13 protein-coding genes are annotated in these 19,216 nt (G+C 71.7%); 10 read left to right on the top strand and 3 right to left on the bottom strand.

What is annotated here, in order from left to right; all coding sequences use genetic code 11:
- Positions 1-11 precede the first annotated feature (11 nt).
- The gene (locus ACY34M_RS02315) at positions 12-4,100 is read right to left on the bottom strand and encodes a HAMP domain-containing protein (protein ID WP_462717327.1); all 4,089 of its coding nucleotides are present in this window, start codon (positions 4,098-4,100) and stop codon (positions 12-14) included.
- Positions 4,101-4,292: 192 nt separating this feature from the next.
- Between ACY34M_RS02315 and ACY34M_RS02320 the strand changes: the two genes are divergently transcribed.
- A complete protein-coding gene (locus ACY34M_RS02320; RefSeq protein WP_462717328.1) occupies positions 4,293-6,248 on the top strand; it encodes a SpoIIE family protein phosphatase in 1,956 nt (651 codons plus the stop codon).
- A gap of 52 nt (positions 6,249-6,300) precedes the next feature.
- The gene (gene hemW / locus ACY34M_RS02325) at positions 6,301-7,533 is read left to right on the top strand and encodes a radical SAM family heme chaperone HemW (RefSeq protein WP_462717329.1); all 1,233 of its coding nucleotides are present in this window, start codon (positions 6,301-6,303) and stop codon (positions 7,531-7,533) included.
- Positions 7,534-7,750: 217 nt separating this feature from the next.
- Here the strand turns inward: hemW and ACY34M_RS02330 are convergent, their stop codons facing one another.
- Together ACY34M_RS02330 and ACY34M_RS02335 are read right to left on the bottom strand one after the other, a co-directional pair.
- Positions 7,751-8,575: a DUF3097 domain-containing protein gene (locus ACY34M_RS02330; RefSeq protein ID WP_462717330.1), complete on the bottom strand. Its 825-nt coding sequence runs from the start codon at positions 8,573-8,575 to the stop codon at positions 7,751-7,753.
- Between the two features lie 34 nt (positions 8,576-8,609).
- Entirely contained in the window at positions 8,610-9,359 is a 750-nt protein-coding gene (locus ACY34M_RS02335) for an MBL fold metallo-hydrolase (RefSeq protein WP_462717331.1), read from the bottom strand.
- A gap of 130 nt (positions 9,360-9,489) precedes the next feature.
- Here ACY34M_RS02335 and hrcA point away from each other — a divergent pair, with 130 nt between their 5' ends.
- The 8 genes from hrcA (at position 9,490) to ACY34M_RS02375 (ending at position 19,192) form a co-directional block, all read left to right on the top strand.
- Positions 9,490-10,506, top strand: a complete 1,017-nt coding sequence (gene hrcA / locus ACY34M_RS02340; protein ID WP_462717332.1) for a heat-inducible transcriptional repressor HrcA — start codon at positions 9,490-9,492, stop codon at positions 10,504-10,506.
- Positions 10,507-11,646: a molecular chaperone DnaJ gene (dnaJ, locus tag ACY34M_RS02345; RefSeq protein WP_462717333.1), complete on the top strand. Its 1,140-nt coding sequence runs from the start codon at positions 10,507-10,509 to the stop codon at positions 11,644-11,646.
- Positions 11,647-11,880: 234 nt separating this feature from the next.
- Positions 11,881-12,957: a nitronate monooxygenase gene (locus ACY34M_RS02350; RefSeq protein ID WP_462717334.1), complete on the top strand. Its 1,077-nt coding sequence runs from the start codon at positions 11,881-11,883 to the stop codon at positions 12,955-12,957.
- The gene (locus ACY34M_RS02355) at positions 12,954-13,700 is read left to right on the top strand and encodes a 16S rRNA (uracil(1498)-N(3))-methyltransferase (RefSeq protein WP_462717335.1); all 747 of its coding nucleotides are present in this window, start codon (positions 12,954-12,956) and stop codon (positions 13,698-13,700) included. Before ACY34M_RS02350 ends, ACY34M_RS02355 begins: the two co-directional genes overlap by 4 nt.
- A gap of 85 nt (positions 13,701-13,785) precedes the next feature.
- Entirely contained in the window at positions 13,786-14,421 is a 636-nt protein-coding gene (locus ACY34M_RS02360) for a hypothetical protein (RefSeq protein WP_462717336.1), read from the top strand.
- Between the two features lie 45 nt (positions 14,422-14,466).
- Positions 14,467-17,769, top strand: a complete 3,303-nt coding sequence (locus ACY34M_RS02365) for a S41 family peptidase (RefSeq protein ID WP_462717337.1) — start codon at positions 14,467-14,469, stop codon at positions 17,767-17,769.
- Positions 17,770-17,941: 172 nt separating this feature from the next.
- Entirely contained in the window at positions 17,942-18,280 is a 339-nt protein-coding gene (locus ACY34M_RS02370; protein WP_462717338.1) for a histidine triad nucleotide-binding protein, read from the top strand.
- 3 nt (positions 18,281-18,283) lie between these two features.
- Complete coding sequence (locus ACY34M_RS02375) at positions 18,284-19,192, top strand: ribonuclease Z (protein ID WP_462717339.1); 909 nt, start codon at positions 18,284-18,286, stop codon at positions 19,190-19,192.
- Positions 19,193-19,216 lie beyond the last annotated feature (24 nt).

A 19,216-nucleotide genomic window follows, 5' to 3' on the forward strand; every position in this document is an offset into this window, starting at 1 on the left:
GTGACGGTGCCTCACTCAGGGGTCGCCGGGGAACCGGATGCCTCGGGTGCGGACAGCTCCGCCCCCTCGGATGACAGCAGCTCGCACACGACGGTCAGCAGCTGGTCGACGTCCACCGGTTTCGGTACGTAGTCGTTCGCGCCCTTGGCGATCGACTTCTCGCGGTCGCCGGGCATGGCCTTGGCGGTGAGCGCCACGATGGGCAGCCCGGCCCACCTCGGCGTACCGCGGATGACGGAAATGGTCTCGTAGCCGTCCATCTCGGGCATCATGATGTCCATCAGGACCAGCTCGACGTCCGGGTGGCTCTCCAGGGTCTCGATGCCCTCGCGCCCGTTCTCCGCGTACAGGACCGGCATGCCGACGCGGCCGAGTACATGGGTGAGCGCGAAGACATTGCGGATGTCGTCGTCGACGATCAGGACGCGGCGGCCCGGCAGGACCGCCCCCGCCCTGCCCGTCTTCCACTGTTCGAGCTTGGTCGGCGCCGGCCAGTTGTCCTCCGCCTCCGACAGCTCCGGGAGCTCCAGGGGGTCCGGGACGCCCGGGCGCTGCGGCGGCGCGTACGTCTCCGCGGGCCCGCTCTGCGACGGTACGGCGGCCATGCCGGGCAGGGGAGCGGGCAGCTCGCGCGCCGGGAGCGACTCGTGGCCCGGGCAGCGCACGGGGACGTGCAGCGTGAACGTGGAGCCCTCGCCCGGCTCGCTCTCGGCGACGATGTGGCCGCCGAGCAGCGCGGAGATCTCCCGGCTGATGGACAGGCCGAGGCCCGTGCCGCCGTACTTGCGGTTCGTCGTGCCGTCGGCCTGCTGGAACGCCTCGAAGACGACGGCGAGCTTGTCGCGCGGGATGCCGATCCCGGTGTCGGTGACGGCGAAGGCGAGCATGTCGTCGCCCTCGCCCGGCTGTACGCCGTCCGGCCCCGCGACCCGGTTGACCCGCAGCTCGACCCGGCCCTGCGCGGTGAACTTGATCGCGTTCGACAGGAGGTTGCGCAGGATCTGCTGGAGCCGCTGCTCGTCGGAGAACATCTCGCGCGGCACGTCCTCGCCGACCGACACCTCGAAGGCGAGGCCGCGGTCGAGGGTGATGGGCCGGAAGGTCGCGTGCACGTAGTCGAGGAGCTTGATGAGGGGGAGCCGCTTGGGCCGTACGTCCATCCGGCCGGCCTCGATCTTCGACAGGTCGAGGATGTCGTTGATGAGCTGGAGCAGGTCGGAGCCCGAGCGGTGGATCGTCGACGCGAACTGGACCTCCTGGTCGTTGAGATGGCCGTCCGGGTTGTCGGAGAGCAGCCGGGCCAGGATGAGCAGGGAGTTCAGCGGGGTGCGCAGCTCGTGCGACATGTTCGCCAGGAACTCCGACTTGTACTGCGAGGAGGTCGCCAGCAGCGCCGCCTTCTCCTCCAGTTGCGCGTTCGAGCGCTGCAACTCGGCCTGCTGGCGCTGCAGTTCGTTCGAGCGTTCCTGGAGCTGGATGGCCAGTCGCTGGGACTCGCCGAGCAGCGACTCCGTACGGGAGTTGGCGATGATGGTGTTGATGGCGACGCCGATGGTGTTCACGAACTGGTCGAAGAACGCCAGGTGGACGTCGGAGAAGCGGGAGAAGGAGGCGAGCTCGATCACGCCGAGGAGCTTGTCCTCGAAGAGGATCGGGATGATCACGACCGACGCGGGCGCCGCCTCGCCCAGACCGCTGTTGATGTTGATGTAGTCCGGTGGCACCTCCTCCACCAGGATCCGCTTCCGCTCCAGGGCCGCCTGCCGTACGAGGCCGTGGACCGGCATGCCGCCCGTGTCGATGACCGAGGCGGACGCCGATCCGTAGCCCGCGATGTAGGCGAGGCCCTTGGTGGGGTTGAGGGAGCGCGGCCGGGCGCCGTCGTCGTCCTGCTCCGCCAGGAAGAAGGCGCCGTACTGGGCGTTCACCAGCGGCGTCAGCTCGCGCAGGATCAGGTCGGCGACCTCGATCAGGTCGCGGTGGCCCTGCATCAGGGCGGCGAGCCGCGCCAGGTTCGACTCCAGCCAGTCCTTCGCGCGGGTCGTCTCGCGGAGGTTGGCCACCATCAGGTTGATGTTGTCCTTGAGCTCGGCGACCTCGCCCTGCGCGTCGACCGTGATCGAGCGCGACATGTTGCCCTGGGTCACCGCGGAGGCGACCTCGGCGATGGCGCGGACCTGCGTGGTCAGGTTCAGCGCCAGCTCGTTCACGTTCGTCGTCAGGCGCTTCCACGTGCCGTACACGCCCTCGACCCGTGCCTGGCCGCCCAACTGCCCCTGGGAGCCCACCTCGCGGGCCACGCGGGTCACCTCGGAGGAGAACGAGGAGAGCGTGTCGACCATCGTGTTGATGGTCGTCTTCAGTTCGAGGATCTCGCCGCGCGCGTCGACGTCGATCTTCTTGGAGAGGTCGCCCTGGGCCACTGCCGTGGCCACCTGCGCGATGTTGCGGACCTGCGAGGTGAGGTTGTCCGCCATGTAGTTGACGTTGTCGGTGAGGTCCTTCCAGACGCCCGACACCCCGTGCACGGTCGCCCGCCCGCCGAGCCGGCCGTCGGTGCCGACCTCGCGGGCCACGCGGGTCACCTCGTCGGCGAATCCGCGCAGCTGCTCCACCATCGTGTTGACGGTGTCCTTCAGCTCCAGGATCTCGCCGCGCGCGTCGACGGAGATCTTCTTCGACAGGTCGCCCTGGGCCACGGCCGTCGTGACCTGCGCGATGTTGCGGACCTGAGAGGTGAGGTTCGACGCCATGAAGTTGACGTTGTCGGTGAGGTCCTTCCAGACCCCGGACACGCCGCGCACCTGCGCCTGACCGCCGAGGTTGCCCTCCGTGCCGACCTCACGGGCCACGCGGGTGACCTCGTCGGCGAAGGCGGAGAGCTGGTCGACCATCGTGTTGATCGTCGACTTGAGTTCGAGGATCTCGCCCTTCGCCTCGACGGTGATCTTCTTGCCGAGGTCGCCCTGGGCCACCGCCGTCGACACGAGCGCGATGTTGCGCACCTGCGAGGTGAGGTTGTCGGCCATGAAGTTGACGTTGTCGGTGAGGTCCTTCCAGACGCCCGATACGCCGCGCACCTGGGCGCGTCCGCCGAGCTGGCCCTCGGTGCCGACCTCGCGCGCCACGCGGGTGACCTCGTCGGCGAAGGCGCTGAGCTGGTCGACCATCGTGTTGATCGTCGACTTGAGTTCGAGGATCTCGCCCTGGGCGTCGACGGTGATCTTCTGGCTCAGGTCGCCGTCGGCCACGGCCGTCGTGACCTGCGCGATGTTGCGGACCTGAGAGGTGAGGTTCGACGCCATGAAGTTGACGTTGTCGGTGAGGTCCTTCCAGACCCCGGACACGCCGCGCACCTGGGCGCGTCCGCCGAGCTGGCCCTCGGTGCCGACCTCGCGCGCCACGCGGGTGACCTCGTCGGCGAACGCGGAGAGCTGGTCGACCATCGTGTTCACGGTCAGCTTCAGTTCGAGCAGCTCGCCCGTCGCCTCGATCGTGACCGTACGCGTCAGGTCCCCCTGCGCCACCGCCGTCGTCACCAGCGCGATGTCGCGCACCTGCGCCGTGAGCCGCGACGCCATGGTGTTGACCGCCTCGGTCACCGCGCGCCAACTCCCCGACAGGCCCGCCACCTTGGCGCGTCCGCCGAGCCGGCCCTCGGTGCCCACCTCGCGGGCCACCCGGGTCACCTCGTCGGTGAACAGGGAGAGCTGGTCCACCATCTTGTTGACCGAACGCCCCAGCCGTCTGAGGTCGCCACGGAGTTGGCGGGTGCCGTCGTGCAGATCGACGCGCTGGGTCAGATCGCCGCCCGCCACCGCTTCGAGCACCCGCGTGGCGTTCGCGGTCGGCGCGACGAGCGCGTCGACGATGGTGTTCACGTCGCCGACGCGGGTCACCCAGGCACCCTGCCCCGGACTGGCCTCCAGACGCTCGTCGAGCCGTCCGTGCCGGGTGATTTCCCTGCGCACGCGCGCGAGTTCGGAATTGAACTGCACACTGCGGTCCACGAGCTGATTGAACGCGGCACCGAGCTCGCCGACGATTCCGTCGGCCGTTGTGGCCACATGTGCGAACGTGCCGTCGCGGGCGGCTGTCATCGCGGCCAGTAGCGGCCGGAGATCGCCGGGGCGAATGGCTTCGTCACCGTAGCCCTTCTGAGGTGCACGCATACCACTGTTCTCACTCATAGCGGCCTACTTAGGTAACTCCGCGCTTATGGGCGGGGCCAGTCTGTCACTCTGACGGTGTCGCCTGAGACGTCTTTGCCACAACTACTCAGGAGCCGAAACGTGGGTTCCATTCCGATCCAGCGGGAAGGTGCTTTCAGCGCCACGGACCCGCCCGACGCGGCGGGCCGGCCGACCGTCGAGCCGGGCGTCGTCGCGCGCACGTCGCTGCCGGGGAACACGCTGGCGCCCGCGGCCTCCCGCCGTTTCCTGCGAGCCGCGTTCGACGACTGGACCGAACTTCCCGAACTGTCCGTACCCCTGACCATCGACGGACAACTCATGGACGACGCGACCGTCGTACTGAGCGAACTCGTCACCAACGCCGTCGTGCACGCCGGCACCGAAGTCGACCTCCTGTGCCGCCTGGAGGGCGCCGCCGCCGACGGCAGCGTCGCCGCGGGACTCGTCGTCGAGGTCACCGACCGGCACCCGGCCCGCGCCGTCCGCAACGACCGGCCGTCCCGCTCTCCGGAGACCCCCGAGTACGGGCGCGGACTCCAACTCGTCTCCTCCCTCGCCGAGTTGTGGGGCATTACATACGGTCACGGCACCAAGACCGTCTGGGCCCGGATCCCCGCCGACACTCCGGCGCCCGCCGCCGAACTCCCCGACGGTTCGGCGCGCGCCCGCGGACCGCGCGCCGCCGAGCTGCTTGCGCCCGCGGCCCCGCGCGAGCACCAGGACCAGGACTGGATCAACCGCGGCGCGCTCTCCTTCCTCGCCGAGGCCTCCGACCTGCTCGCCGGACAGCTCGACGAGGACATGGTCGCCGCGCTCGTCGGCCAGCTCCTCGTACCGCGGCTCGCCGACTGGTGCGCCATCTGGTTCTACGAGGAGGAGGGGCGCGGACTGCCGGGCGTCGTCGAGCACGATGTACTGGGCGCGGGTTCGATGCCGCTGCCCCGGCTCGCCCGCGTCTGGCACACCCACGAGCACCGCATCGAGGAGCTGCGCGGACTGCTGGAGAAGGAACCGCCGCGGCTGCCCGACCGCAACCTCGGCGCCGTACCGGTGCCCTGGCCCTTCGACCCGCAGGGCGGCCCCGGCGCGGAGGACGCCGGCTCGGCGCTCGCCTACCGGCTCTCCGCAGGCGGCCGTGCGCTCGGCATCCTGCTGATCGGGCGGGCCGGGCTGCACCGCTTCCCCGACGAGGTCACCGGGCTCGTCGAGGACTTCAGCCGGCGCGTCGCCCTCGCCGTCAGCGCGGCCCGCAGGTTCACCCGGCAGGCCACCATCAGCCGCATCCTGCAGAGCGGCCTGCTGCCCACGTCCATGGCCGAGATCCCCGGCGTGAAGACCGCCCTCGTCTACGAGCCGAAGGAGGCGGGCGGGCCCGGCGGCGACTTCTACGACGTGTTCCCGGCCGGCGCCGGACGCTGGTGCTTCGCGCTCGGCGACGTACAGGGAAAGGGGCCGGAGGCCGCCGTCGTCATCGGGCTCGTCCGGCCCTGGCTGCGGCTGCTCGCCCGCGAGGAGTACCAGGTCTCGCAGGTCCTCGACCGGCTCAACCGGCTGCTCCTCGACGATGCCACCGAGGCCTCCGACGCGGCGGCCCGCGCGATCGCCGCCGCCGACGGCCGCGGTGTGCCGCCCGAGGGCTCCACCTCCCGCTTCCTGTCCCTCCTCTACGGCGAGCTGACCCCCACCGAGGACGGCGTGCTCTGCACCATCGCCTCCGCCGGGCACCCGCTGCCGCTGCTCATGCGGCCCGGCGGGGAGATCGTCGCCGCGGCCACACCACAGATGCTGCTCGGGGTCGTCGACGACCCGGACTACTCAAGCGAAACGTTCGTGATGGGCACCGGGGACACGCTCCTGTGCGTCACGGACGGGGTGACGGAGCGCCGCCGCGGGGCCCTCCAGTTCGACGACGGCGACGGGCTCGCGCAGGCGCTCGCCGGGTGCTCGGGGCTCACGGCGCCGCTGCTCGCGGAGCGGATCCGGCGGCTCGTGCACGCCTTCGCCGACAGCCCGCCCGACGACGATCTGGCGCTGCTGGTGCTCCAGGCGCAGTGAGCCCGACGACGGGTGCGCTCCGGAAGATTCCGCGAGGCGGGACAATGGGGTCATGCCTTCCGCACTTCCCGACGGCGAGCCCGTGCCCGACGACGGCTCGCTGCCCGCGTCCGCCCTCGCCGGGTCCTGCTCCCGACCCCTCGGCTTCTATCTGCACGTCCCGTACTGCGCCACGCGCTGCGGCTACTGCGACTTCAACACGTACACGGCGACCGAGCTGCGCGGCACCGGCGGCGTGCTCGCGTCCCGTGACAACTACGCGGAGACGCTCGTCGAGGAGGTGCGCCTCGCGCGGAAGGTGCTCGGCGACGACCCGCGTCCCGTGCGGACCGTGTTCGTCGGGGGCGGTACGCCGACGCTGCTGCCGGCCGCCGATCTCGTACGGATGCTGGGGTCGATCCGCGACGAGTTCGGGCTCGCGGACGACGCGGAGGTCACCACCGAGGCGAACCCGGAGTCGGTCGACCCGGCGTACCTCGCCGAGCTGCGGGCCGGTGGCTTCAACCGGATCTCGTTCGGGATGCAGAGCGCCCGGCAGCACGTGCTGAAGGTGCTCGACCGTACGCATACGCCGGGGCGGCCCGAGGCCTGTGTCGCGGAGGCGCGGGCGGCGGGCTTCGACCACGTCAACCTCGACCTCATCTATGGCACGCCCGGCGAGACCGACGACGACTGGCGGGCCTCGCTCGAGGCGGCGCTCGGGGCCGGGCCCGACCATGTCTCCGCCTACGCGCTGATCGTCGAGGAGGGTACGCAGCTCGCGCGGCGGATCCGGCGCGGCGAGGTGCCGATGACCGACGACGACGTGCACGCGGACCGGTATCTGATCGCCGACGAGGTGTTGGGGGCGGCCGGGTTCGACTGGTACGAGGTGTCGAACTGGGCGACCTCGGAGGCCGGGCGCTGTCTGCACAACGAGCTGTACTGGCGCGGGGCCGACTGGTGGGGGGCCGGGCCCGGTGCGCACTCCCACGTGGGCGGGGTGCGGTGGTGGAACGTCAAGCATCCGGGGGCGTACGCGGCGGCGCTCGCGGGTGGGCGGTCGCCGGGGGCCGGGCGCGAGATCCTGGCGGAGGAGGACCGGCGGGTCGAGCGGATTCTGCTGGAGCTGCGGCTCCGTGACGGTTGCCCGCTGGAGCTGCTCAAGCCGGACGGCCTCGCGGCGGCGAAGAAAGCATTGACGGACGGCCTGCTGGAACCGGAGCCGTTCACGTCCGGCCGCGCGGTCCTGACCCTGCGCGGCCGCCTCCTCGCCGACGCGGTCGTCCGCGACCTGGTCGACTGAGGCCACGCCGCGCTCCCCGCAGCGCGGCACCGGGCTGCTCTGCCTGCACCGTGGCCGACGCCCACCGTTTCCGTTCCGCGGCACCGGGGTGCCGCCTTGCCCACCCTGCCGCCCAAGGCGGCAGATTGCCCAAGGCTAGGTATTTCAAGCCCCTGCGGCGATTGAGCAGCGGGGGTCGGGGCGGAGCCCCGAGGGTGCGACCACGGTGCAGGGGGCGTTACTCGGGGGCTGTGACGAAGTCGATGAGTTCCTCCACGCGGCCGAGGAGTTCCGGCTCCAGGTCTTTGTAGGTGCGGACCCGCGACAGGATGTGCTGCCACGCCTCACCCGTGTTCGCCACGCGCCAGCCCAGCGCCCGGCACACGCCCGTCTTCCAGTCCTGGCCGCGCGGGACGCGGGGCCACGCTTCGATGCCCACGGAGGACGGCTTCACCGCCTCCCAGATGTCGATGTAGGGGTGGCCCACCACCAGGGCGTGCTCGCTGGTCACCGACTGGGCGATGCGCCATTCCTTCGAGCCCGGCACGAGGTGGTCGACCAGAACCCCGAGGCGGGCGTCCGCTCCGGGCGCGAACTCGGAGACGATCGCCGGGAGGTCGTCCACGCCCTCAAGGAACTCCACCGCGACGCCCTCGATGCGCAGGTCGTCGCCCCAGACCCGCTCGATGAGCTCGGCGTCGTGCTTGCCCTCCACGTAGATGCGCCCCGCGCGCGCCACCCGGGCGCGGGCGCCGGGCACCGCCACCGAGCCGGACGCGGTACGGGTGGGCCGGACGGGACCGGCCGGGCCCGAGGGTCGTACGAGGGTGACGACCTTGCCGTCGATCATGAAGCCGCGGGGTTCCATCGGGAACACCCGGTGCTTGCCGAAGCGGTCCTCCAAGGTCACGGTCGGCCCCTGCGCCGTCTTCTCCACCCGGATCACGGCCCCGCAGAAGCCCGTGGTGACCTCCTCGACGACGAGGTCCGGTTCGGCCGGGACCTCGGCGGCCGGCTTGTTCCGCTTCCACGGAGGGGTCAGGTCGGGGGAGTACTGGCGCATCCGCAAGACGATAAGAGAACAGCGCAGGCCAGGACTACGACACGCCGAAACACGTCGCCAATGTGGCGCGTTGCGCGCGGACGAACTGGGCATTCACCGTCGAACCGTGCCCCGGGACGTACACCGCGTCCTCGCCCCCGAGGTCGAGCAGCCGGTCGAGCGCCGCGGGCCAGTGGTGCGGCGCCGCGTCCGGGCCCGCCTGGGGGTCGCCGGACTCCTCCACCAGATCGCCGCAGAAGACGATCTCCGGGGCGGAGGGGCCGCCGGGGACGAGCACCGCCAGATCGTGGCCACTGTGCGCCGGACCGATGTTCGCGAGCAGCACCGTGAGCCCGCCGCCCAGATCGAGCGTCCACTCGCCGCACACCCGGTGCGGCGGGGTGACCAGGAGGTCGACCGACTCGGCCGCCGCGTCCGGGGCGAGGCCGTGCTTCACGGCGTCGGCGCGCAGCGCCTCGGCGCCGTGCTCGAAGAGGACGTCGATGCCCACCGCCCCGTACACCTCGACACCCGCGAACGCGGCGGTGCCCAGCACATGGTCGAAGTGCGGGTGGGTCAGAGCGACATGCGTCACTCTCCGGTGTGGCCCGAGGAGCGCACGGGTGTCGGCGCGCAGCCCGGCGCCTTCACCCAGTGAGGATCCGGTGTCGATCAAGAGCGCCGCTTCTTCACCGACCACGAGGCCGGTCGTGCAGTCCCATCCGGGCAGCCGCACCCGCCCCACGTTCGGCGCGAGGCGCTCCCAGCCTCTCGCGGCCCAGTCGATACGCTGCGCGAACTCCATACCTCGACGCTAGCGCCCTTGCCGGGCCCGTACCCACCGGCCGTACACTGAGCCGGGGACGATTGGCACTCGCCCACAGGGAGTGCCAAAGCAGGAAGATCGCAACGGCTGTTTCTGGAGGTGCGCGCCGATGCTCAGTGAACGCAGGCTCGAAGTGCTGCGCGCCATCGTCCAGGACTATGTCGGCACCGAGGAGCCGGTCGGCTCCAAGGCGCTCACCGAGCGGCACAAGCTCGGTGTCTCGCCGGCCACCGTCCGTAACGACATGGCTGTCCTGGAGGAAGAGGGATTCATCGCCCAGCCGCACACCAGTGCCGGGCGCATCCCCACCGACAAGGGCTACCGCCTGTTCGTCGACAAGCTCACCGCGGTGAAGCCGATGGCCGCGCCGGAGCGGCGCGCCATCCAGAACTTCCTGGACGGCGCCGTCGATCTCGACGACGTCGTCGGCCGCACCGTGCGGCTGCTCGCGCAGCTGACGCGGCAGGTGGCGATCGTCCAGTACCCGTCCCTGACCCGGTCCACCGTGCGCCATGTCGAGCTGCTGTCGCTCGCGCCCGCCCGTCTGATGCTCGTGCTGATCACGGACACCGGGCGCGTGGAGCAGCGGATGATCGACTGCCCGGCGCCGTTCGGCGAATCGTCACTGGCGGATCTGCGGGCCCGGCTGAACAGCCGGGTCGCGGGCCGCCGGTTCGCCGACGTGCCGCAGCTGGTGCAGGACCTGCCGGAGGCTTTCGAGCAGGAGGACCGGGGTACGGTCTCCACGGTGCTCTCCACTCTGCTGGAGACACTCGTGGAGGAGACGGAGGAGCGGTTGATGATCGGCGGTACCGCCAATCTCACCCGCTTCGGACATGACTTTCCCCTCACCATTCGTCCGGTACTCGAAGCCCTTGAGGAGCAGGTCGTGCTCCTCAAGTTGCTTGGTGAGGTGGGAGATTCGGGCATGGCCGTACGGATCGGTCACGAGAACGCCCATGAAGGACTCAACTCCACGTCCGTCGTCTCCGTGGGCTACGGTTCGGGCGGCGAGGCAGTCGCCAAGCTGGGTGTCGTCGGACCGACACGCATGGATTACCCGGGAACGATGGGAGCAGTACGCGCAGTGGCACGTTACGTCGGACAGATCCTGGCGGAGTCGTAAGTGGCCACGGACTACTACGCCGTACTCGGCGTGCGCCGCGACGCTTCCCAGGACGAAATCAAGAAGGCCTTCCGAAGGCTGGCGCGTGAGCTTCACCCGGATGTGAATCCGGACCCGAAGACTCAGGAGCGCTTCAAGGAGATCAACGCCGCCTACGAGGTGCTCTCCGACCCGCAGAAGAAGCAGGTCTACGACCTCGGGGGCGACCCCCTGTCGCAGGCCGGCGGAGGCGGCGGGGCCGGTGGCTTCGGCGCTGGCGGGTTCGGGAACTTCTCGGACATCATGGATGCCTTCTTCGGCACGGCGTCGCAGCGCGGACCCCGGTCCCGTACGCGCCGTGGCCAGGACGCCATGATCCGGCTCGAGGTCGAGCTGAACGAGGCGGCCTTCGGCACCACCAAGGACATCCAGGTCGACACCGCCGTGGTGTGCACGACCTGCAGCGGCGAGGGTGCCGCGCCGGGGACCTCGGCCCAGACCTGTGACATGTGTCGCGGTCGCGGTGAGGTCTCGCAGGTCACGCGGTCGTTCCTCGGCCAGGTCATGACCTCGCGGCCCTGCCCGCAGTGCCAGGGCTTCGGCACGGTCGTGCCGACGCCGTGCCCCGAGTGCGCGGGCGACGGCCGTATCCGGTCGCGCCGCACGCTCACGGTGAAGATCCCGGCCGGTGTGGACAACGGCACGCGGATCCAGCTCGCGGGCGAGGGCGAGGTCGGCCCCGGCGGCGGCCCCGCCGGTGACCTGTACGTGGAGATCCACGAGCTGCCGCACCCGACGTTCCAGCGGCGCGGCGACGATCTGCACTGCACGGTGACGATCCCGATGACGGCGGCGGCGCTCGGCACGAAGGTGCCGCTGGAGACGCTCGACGGCATGGAGGAGATCGACATCCGGCCGGGCACGCAGTCCGGTCAGTCGGTTCCGCTGCACGGGCGCGGCGTCACGCATCTGCGGGGCGGCGGCCGTGGCGACCTCATCGTGCACGTCGAGGTCACGACGCCGCAGAAGCTGGACCCGGAGCAGGAGCGGGTGCTGCGGGAGCTGGCCAAGCTGCGCGGCGAGGAGCGGCCCACGGGGCAGTTCCAGCCGGGCCAGCAGGGCCTCTTCTCCCGCCTGAAGGACGCGTTCAACGGCCGCTGATCGCCGCACCGGCGTTACGGCCTCGGGGCTCCGCCCCGGACCCCGCGCCTCAATCGCCGGCGGGGCTTGATAAATCAAGCCCCGCCGGCGACTGATGGATCCAGCCCCGAGGTGCTCGGTATTTCAAGCCCCTGCGGCGATTGAGCAGCGGGGCCCGGGGCGGAGCCCCGTGGCGTGGGGGGACGGGGGCCGGGTCGATTCGGCCCCCCGGAGGGGACGTGGCACGATGCGGTCATGTCCTCCGCACTGACCGATCTCTGCCCCCTTCCGATCGTGCAGGCCCCCATGGCGGGTGGCGCTTCGCAACCCGCGCTGGTTGCCGCCGTGGCCGAGGCGGGTGGGCTCGGCTTCCTCGCCGCCGGGTACAAGACGGCCGACGGGATGTACCAGGAGATCAAACAGGTGCGGGCGCTGACCGGCAGGCCCTTCGGCGTCAACCTCTTCATGCCGCAGACCGAGCACGTGGACCCGGCGACCGTCGACGTCTACCGCCACCAGCTCGCCGGTGAGGCCACCTGGTACGCGACGCCGCTCGGCGAGACCGACAGCTGCAGCGACGACGGCTACGACGCCAAGCTCGCGGTCCTCGCCGACGAGCCGGTGGCACTGGTCACCTTCACCTTCGGCTGCCCCCGGCGCGAGGTCGTCCAGGCGCTCCAGCGCGTCGGGACACGGGTCGGTGTCACCGTCACGACCGTGGAGGAGGCGCAGGCCGCGCAGGAGGCCGGCGCCGACATGGTGTGCGTCCAGGGGATCGAGGCCGGTGGCCACCAGGGGACCCACCGGGACAACCCCGAGGCCGACGGGAGCGGGATCGGTCTTCTTTCGCTGATCGCGCAGGTGCGCGAGGCCGTCCAGCTGCCGATCGTCGCCGCGGGCGGGATCATGCGGGGCGCGCAGATCGCCGCCGTGCTCGCCGCGGGCGCCGATCTCGCGCAGCTCGGCACCGCGTTCCTGGTCACCCCCGAGTCCGGGGCGCCGGAGCTGCACAAGCAGGCCATGACCGATCCGCTGTTCACCCGGACCGAACTGACCAGGGCCTTCTCCGGGCGGCCCGCGCGCGGCCTCGTCAACCGGTTCATGCGCGAGCACGGACCGTACGCCCCGGCCGCGTACCCGCAGGTCCACCACATGACGTCGCCGCTGCGCAAGGCCGCCGCCAAGGCCGGTGACCCGCAGGGCATGGCGCTGTGGGCGGGGCAGGGGCACCGGCTGGCGCGGGAGCTGCCGGCCGGGCAGCTCGTGGAGGTGCTCGCCGCCGAACTCGACTCCGCGAAGGCCGCGTTGGCGCAGCGGGGTGCCGTCCGATGACCGCTCCGGTTTTCGTGGTCGACGGGGCTGTTCCCGGTGACCGCGCGTATGTGCTCGACGGGCCCGAGGGGCGGCATGCCGTCTCCGTGAAGCGGCTGCGGGCCGGGGAGACGGTCACCCTCACCGACGGGCTCGGCTCGTGGTGCGAGGCCGTCGTCACCGGCAGCGAGGGCAAGGACCGGCTCTTCGTCGACGCGGGCCCCGCCCGGGTCGAGCCCGCAGAGGCGCCGCGGATCACCGTCGTACAGGCGCTGCCGAAGGGCGACCGGGGCGAGCTCGCCGTGGAGACCATGACCGAGACCGGTGTCGACGCGATCGTGCCGTGGTCCGCGTCCCGGTGCATCACCCAGTGGCGCGGCGAGCGCGGCCTCAAGGCGCTCGGCAAGTGGCGGGCCACCGCACGGGAGGCCGGGAAGCAGTCGCGGCGGGTGCGGTTCCCGGTCGTCGAGGACGCCGCGACGACGAAGGAGGTCGCCGCGCTGCTCGCCGGGGCCGACTTCGCCGCCGTGCTGCACGAGGACCGGGACGCCCCGAGCGGGGCACTGGCCTCCGCCGAACTCCCGGACAGTGGCGAGATCGTGCTCGTCGTCGGACCCGAAGGGGGCGTCTCCCCCGAGGAGCTGACGGTGTTCGAGGAGGCCGGGGCGCGGCCGATGAGGCTCGGGCGCAGCGTTCTGCGTACGTCCACGGCCGGTACGGCGGCGGTGGCGTTGCTGCTGGGGCGTACGGGACGCTGGGGCTAGGCCCTGGTCGTACTCCCGCCAACTGCCCCCATAGTGGCCGCAATCGGACTACCACCCCCGCGCGGGCGCTGGCATTCTGCCGTGCATGCGGGGATCGAGGGTGTTCGGTGGGGTACTGCTCGTCGCTGCCGCTGTCGCCGGCGGCGTCGCCTGTCAGCCGGTCGACAGTGACCTCAATGTGTCGACGGTTGCGATCACCACCGACAAGGTGGCCACCGCCGAGCTGAACCGGCAGCACGCCAATGTCGCCTGGCTCAGCTGCAGCGGTTCGTACAGCAGCCGCTCCCCGTCGGGTGTCGTCACGGCGGGCGAGGTGAAGGTCGACTGCCAGGGCAAGACCAAGGACGACAAGGACATCAAGGTCAACGGGTGGGTGTACGAGGTCGTCAACGGCCAGTGCGTGCGCGGGAAGATCACCGCGCGCGTCGAGGGCAAGGTGTGGTTCACCACCAGCGTGCTCGGCGACTGCTCGGCCACCGAGGAGTCTTCGAGCCCGCAGGACCAGCAGCCGGCGCCCTCGCAGGACTCCCAGGACTCCCAGTCCTCCTGGGAGCCGCAGCCCTCCGAGGACCCGCAGCCTTCTGAGGACCCGCAGCCTTCTGAGGACCCTCAGCCGTCCGAGGACCCCCCGCCCCACGAGGAGCCGCAGCCCGGTGCCACGAGCACGGTGACCGAGACCGTCACGGTGACGGCGCCCGCGCCCACATCCCATGGGAAGTGATCAGAGGGGCTGACGTGGGACACGGCCGAAATTTAGGCTGGCCGGGTGACGACTCCTGCGTACCTCCGGTTTCCGCACCTGCACGGCGAGTTGGTGGTCTTCACCGCCGAGGACGACGTGTGGGCCGCGCCCCTCGACGGCAGCCGTGCCTGGCGGGTCAGCGCCGACAACATGCCCGTCTCGAACCCCCGGCTCTCCCCGGACGGCGAGACGGTCGCCTGGACCTCGCGCCGCGACGGAGCGCCGGAGGTGCACATCGCCCCGGTCGCCGGCGGCCCCGCCAAGCGCCTGACGCACTGGGGCAGTTGGCCGACCGGCGTGCGCGGCTGGATGCCCGACGGGCGGGTCCTCGCCACCACCACGTACGGACAGGCCTCGCTGCGCCGCAGCTGGGCGTGGGCCGTACCGCTGGACGGCGGACCCGCCGAGACCCTGCCGTACGGGCCCGTGGGCGGCGTCGCGTTCGGCCCGCCGAGTCAAGAAGGGCGCGAAGCGCTTCCTCAGAAGGGCGGTGGTGGGCGACGGGCGGGCATACTGCTGCTGTCCGCGCCGATGGGCCGGGAGGCCGCCTGGTGGAAGCGGTACCGGGGCGGCACGGCGGGCAAGCTGTGGATCGACCGAGGCGACGAAGACGGGGGCGGCGAGGGCGACTTCGTACGCCTGCACGCCGAACTCGACGGGAACATCGAGAGCCCGATGTGGGTGGGGGAGCGCGTCGCGTTCCTCTCCGACCACGAGGGTGTCGGCGCGCTCTACTCCTCCCTCCCGGACGGCTCCGGACTGCGGCGGCACACATCCGTGGACGGCTTTTACGCGCGGCATGCCACCACCGACGGCGAGCGGATCGTCTACGCGAGCGCCGGTGAGCTGTGGCTCGTCGAGAGTCTCGACGAGGGGGTGGAGCCGCGCAGGCTCGACATCCGCCTCGGCGGGCAGCGTGTGGACCTCCAGCCGCGGCCCGTCGACGCCGCCCGCTGGTTCGGCGCCGGGTCCCCCGACCACACCGGGCGCGGCAGCGCCGTCAACGTGCGCGGCGCCGTGCACTGGGTGACCCACCGCGCGGGCCCCGCCCGCGCCCTCGCCGCCGAACCGGGCGTACGGGCCCGGCTCCCGCACACCTTCCGCGTGGACGGCGAGGAGCACGTGGTGTGGGTGACGGACGCCGAGGGCGACGACGCCCTGGAGTTCGCGCCCGCCACCGGCGCCGCGCCCGGCGCCACACCGCGCAGGATCGGCGCCGGACGGCTCGGCCGGGTCCTCGGCCTCGCCGTGGCGCCCGACGGCGGCCGGGCCGCCGTGGCCTCGCACGACGGCCGGGTGCTGCTCGTCGAGCGGGACAGCGGCGACGTACGGGAGGTGGACCGCAGCGAGGACGGGAACGCGAACGGGCTCGCGTTCTCGCCGGACTCGACGTGGCTCGCCTGGTCGCACCCCGGCCCGCACGACCTGCGCCAGCTGAAGCTCGCCAACACCACCGACCTGTCCGTCAGCGAGGCGACGCCGCTGCGGTTCCGGGACTGGGCGCCCGCGTTCACGCTCGACGGCAAGCACCTGGCGTTCCTTTCGGCGCGCTCCTTCGACCCGGTCTACGACGAGCACGCCTTCGACCTCGCGTTCGTCAGCGGCTCGCGGCCGCACCTGATCACGCTGGCCGCGACGACCCCGTCGCCGTTCGGACCGCAGCGGCACGGCCGCCCCTTCGACACCCCCGACGCCCCCGGCGCCGAGACTCCCGACAGCGAGGGCGCGCCCGCCACCCGCGTCGACCTGGAGGGGCTGCTCGACCGCATCGTGCCGTTCCCCGTGGAGGCCGCCCGCTACTCGACGCTGCGCACGGCCAAGGACGGCGTGCTGTGGCTGCGGCACCCGGTGCGCGGAGTACTGGGCCACTCCGGGGCCGGCCTGGACGCCCCCGATCCGAAGACCCGGCTCGAACGGTACGACCTGGTCCAGCAGCGGATCGAGGAGATCGGCGCCGACGCCGACCACTTCGAGGTCTCCGGCGACGGCAAGCGGGTGCTGCTGTGGACCGGCGAGGCGCTGAAGGTCGTGCCGAGCGACCGGCGGCCCGCGCACGACGACGACAGCGACACGAACATCACCGTCGACCTGTCCCGGATCAGCCAGAGCGTCGATCCGGCGGCCGAGTGGCGGCAGATGTACGACGAGACCGGGCGCCTGATGCGGGACAACTTCTGGCGCGCCGACATGAACGGCGTCGACTGGGACGGCGTGCTGGAGCGGTACCGGCCGGTGCTCGACCGGGTCGCCACGCACGACGACCTCGTCGACCTGCTGTGGGAGGTGCAGGGCGAGCTGGGGACCTCGCACGCGTATGTGATGCCGCGAGGCGGCGGGGGTTCAGGACGGCGCCTTCAGGGGCTGCTCGGCGCCGACATCTCCCGCCACGACGACGGCCCGCAGGGGGCCGCGCGGTGGCGCGTCGACCGGGTGCTGCCGTCCGAGACCTCCGACCCGCGCGCCCGCTCTCCGCTCACCGCGCCCGGTGTCGCCGTCCGGGCGGGCGACGCGATCGTCGCGGTGGGCGGGCGGCCCGTCGACCCGCTGACCGGGCCCGCGCCGCTGCTCGTCGGCACCGCCGACAAGCCGGTCGAGCTGACGGTCTCGCCGGCCGGGGGCGGCGATCCCCGGCACGTGATCGTCGTACCGCTCGACGACGAGGAACCGCTGCGGTACCACGCGTGGGTCGCCGACCGGCGGGGTTACGTCCACGAGCAGTCGGGCGGGCGGCTCGGCTACCTCCACGTCCCCGACATGCAGGCGCCCGGCTGGGCGCAGATCCACCGCGACCTGAGCGTGGAGGTCGCGCGGGAGGGCCTGGTCGTCGACGTCCGGGAGAACCGGGGCGGGCACACGTCGCAGCTCGTCGTCGAGAAGTTGGCGCGGCGCGTGGTGGGTTGGGACCTGCCGCGCGACAGCCGTGCCTTCTCGTATCCGATGGACGCGCCGCGTGGTCCCGTGGTCGCCGTGGCGAACGAGTTCTCCGGTTCGGACGGCGACATCGTCAACGCGGCGATCAAGGCGCTCGGGATCGGTCCTGTGGTCGGCGTACGGACGTGGGGCGGCGTCATCGGCATCGACAGCCGGTACCGGCTGGTGGACGGGACGCTGGTCACGCAGCCCAAGTACGCGACCTGGATGGAGGGTTACGGGTGGGGCCTGGAGAACCACGGGGTGGATCCCGACGTGGAGGTGGTTCTGACCCCGCAGGACGCGGCGGCCGGCCGTGACCCGCAGCTGGACGAGGCGATCCGCATCGCGCTGGCGGCGCTTGCGGAGAACCCGGCCAGGTCCGCGCCCACGCTGCCGCGGGCTTCGGCGGAGTAGTGGTTGCGGCTCGGGGCTCTGCCCCGGACCCCGCTGCTCAATCGCCGCAGCCAAATCAAGCCCGTCCGGCGATTGAGGACCGGGGTCCGGGGCGGAGCCCCGCGGGCGCAACCCTGTGGGGCGTGATCGATACGATGCGGCCATACCGACGACCACCGCCGAGGGGACCCACATGGACGACTGCCTGTTCTGCAAGATTGTCGCGGGAGACGTACCCGCCACACTGGTCCGTGAGACCGAGACCACCGTGGCCTTCCGGGACATCAACCCCCAGGCACCCACCCACGTGCTGGTCATCCCGCGCGTCCACCACCCGGACGCCGCCTCCCTCGCCACCGCCGAACCGGCCATCGCCGCCGACGTGCTGCGCGAGGCCGGCGAGGTCGCCAAGGACGAGAAGCTGGACAGCTACCGGGTCGTGTTCAACACCGGCAGCGGCGTCGGCCAGACCGTCTTCCACGCGCACGCCCACGTCCTCGGCGGCCGTGGCATGCAGTGGCCCCCCGGATAACCCGTGTCCGTACGCGAATTCGTCGTGCTCGGCACCGCCAGCCAGGTGCCGACCCGACACCGCAACCACAACGGCTACCTGCTCCGCTGGGACAGCGAGGGCATCCTCTTCGACCCCGGGGAGGGCACCCAGCGGCAGATGCTGCGCGCCGGTGTGGCCGCGCACGACATCAACCGGATCTGCGTCACGCACTTCCACGGCGACCACTCCCTCGGTCTCGCGGGTGTCATCCAGCGGATCAACCTCGACCGGGTTCCGCACCCGGTGACCGCCCACTACCCGGCTTCCGGGCAGCGGTTCTTCGACCGGCTGCGGTACTCCACCGCGTACCGGGAGACCGTCGACATCGCGGAGGAGCCGGTGGCCGGGGAGGGCGCGGTGCTCGCGGACACCCCCTCGTACCGGCTGGAGGCCCGCCGGCTCTCGCACCCCGTCGAGTCGTACGGCTACCGTCTCGTCGAGCCCGACGGGCGCCGCATGCTGCCCGAGCGGCTGGCCGCGCACGGCATCAAGGGGCCCGACGTGGGGCGGCTGCAGAAGGAGGGCTCGCTGCGGGGCGTCACGCTCGACGAGGTGAGCGAGGTGCGGCGCGGGCAGCGCGTGGCGTTCGTGATGGACACCCGGCTGTGCGAAGGCGTCGACGCCCTCGCCGAGGGGTGCGATCTGCTGGTCATCGAGTCGACGTTCCTCGACGAGGACGTGCGACTCGCCACCGACCACGGGCACTTGACCGCCTCGCAGGCCGCGCGTGTGGCCCGGGACGCCGGTGTGCGCCACCTCGTCCTCACGCACTTCAGCCAGCGCTACACCGACCCGGAGGAGTTCGCGCGGCAGGCGCGGGCCGCCGGGTTCGACGGGGAGCTGACGGTCGCCCGCGACCTGGACCGGGTGAGCGTGCCCAAGCGCGGCTGAATCGTGCGGTCCCATCCGTGGTTA

This window comes from Streptomyces sp. EDA2-14 (genome assembly GCF_054963755.1).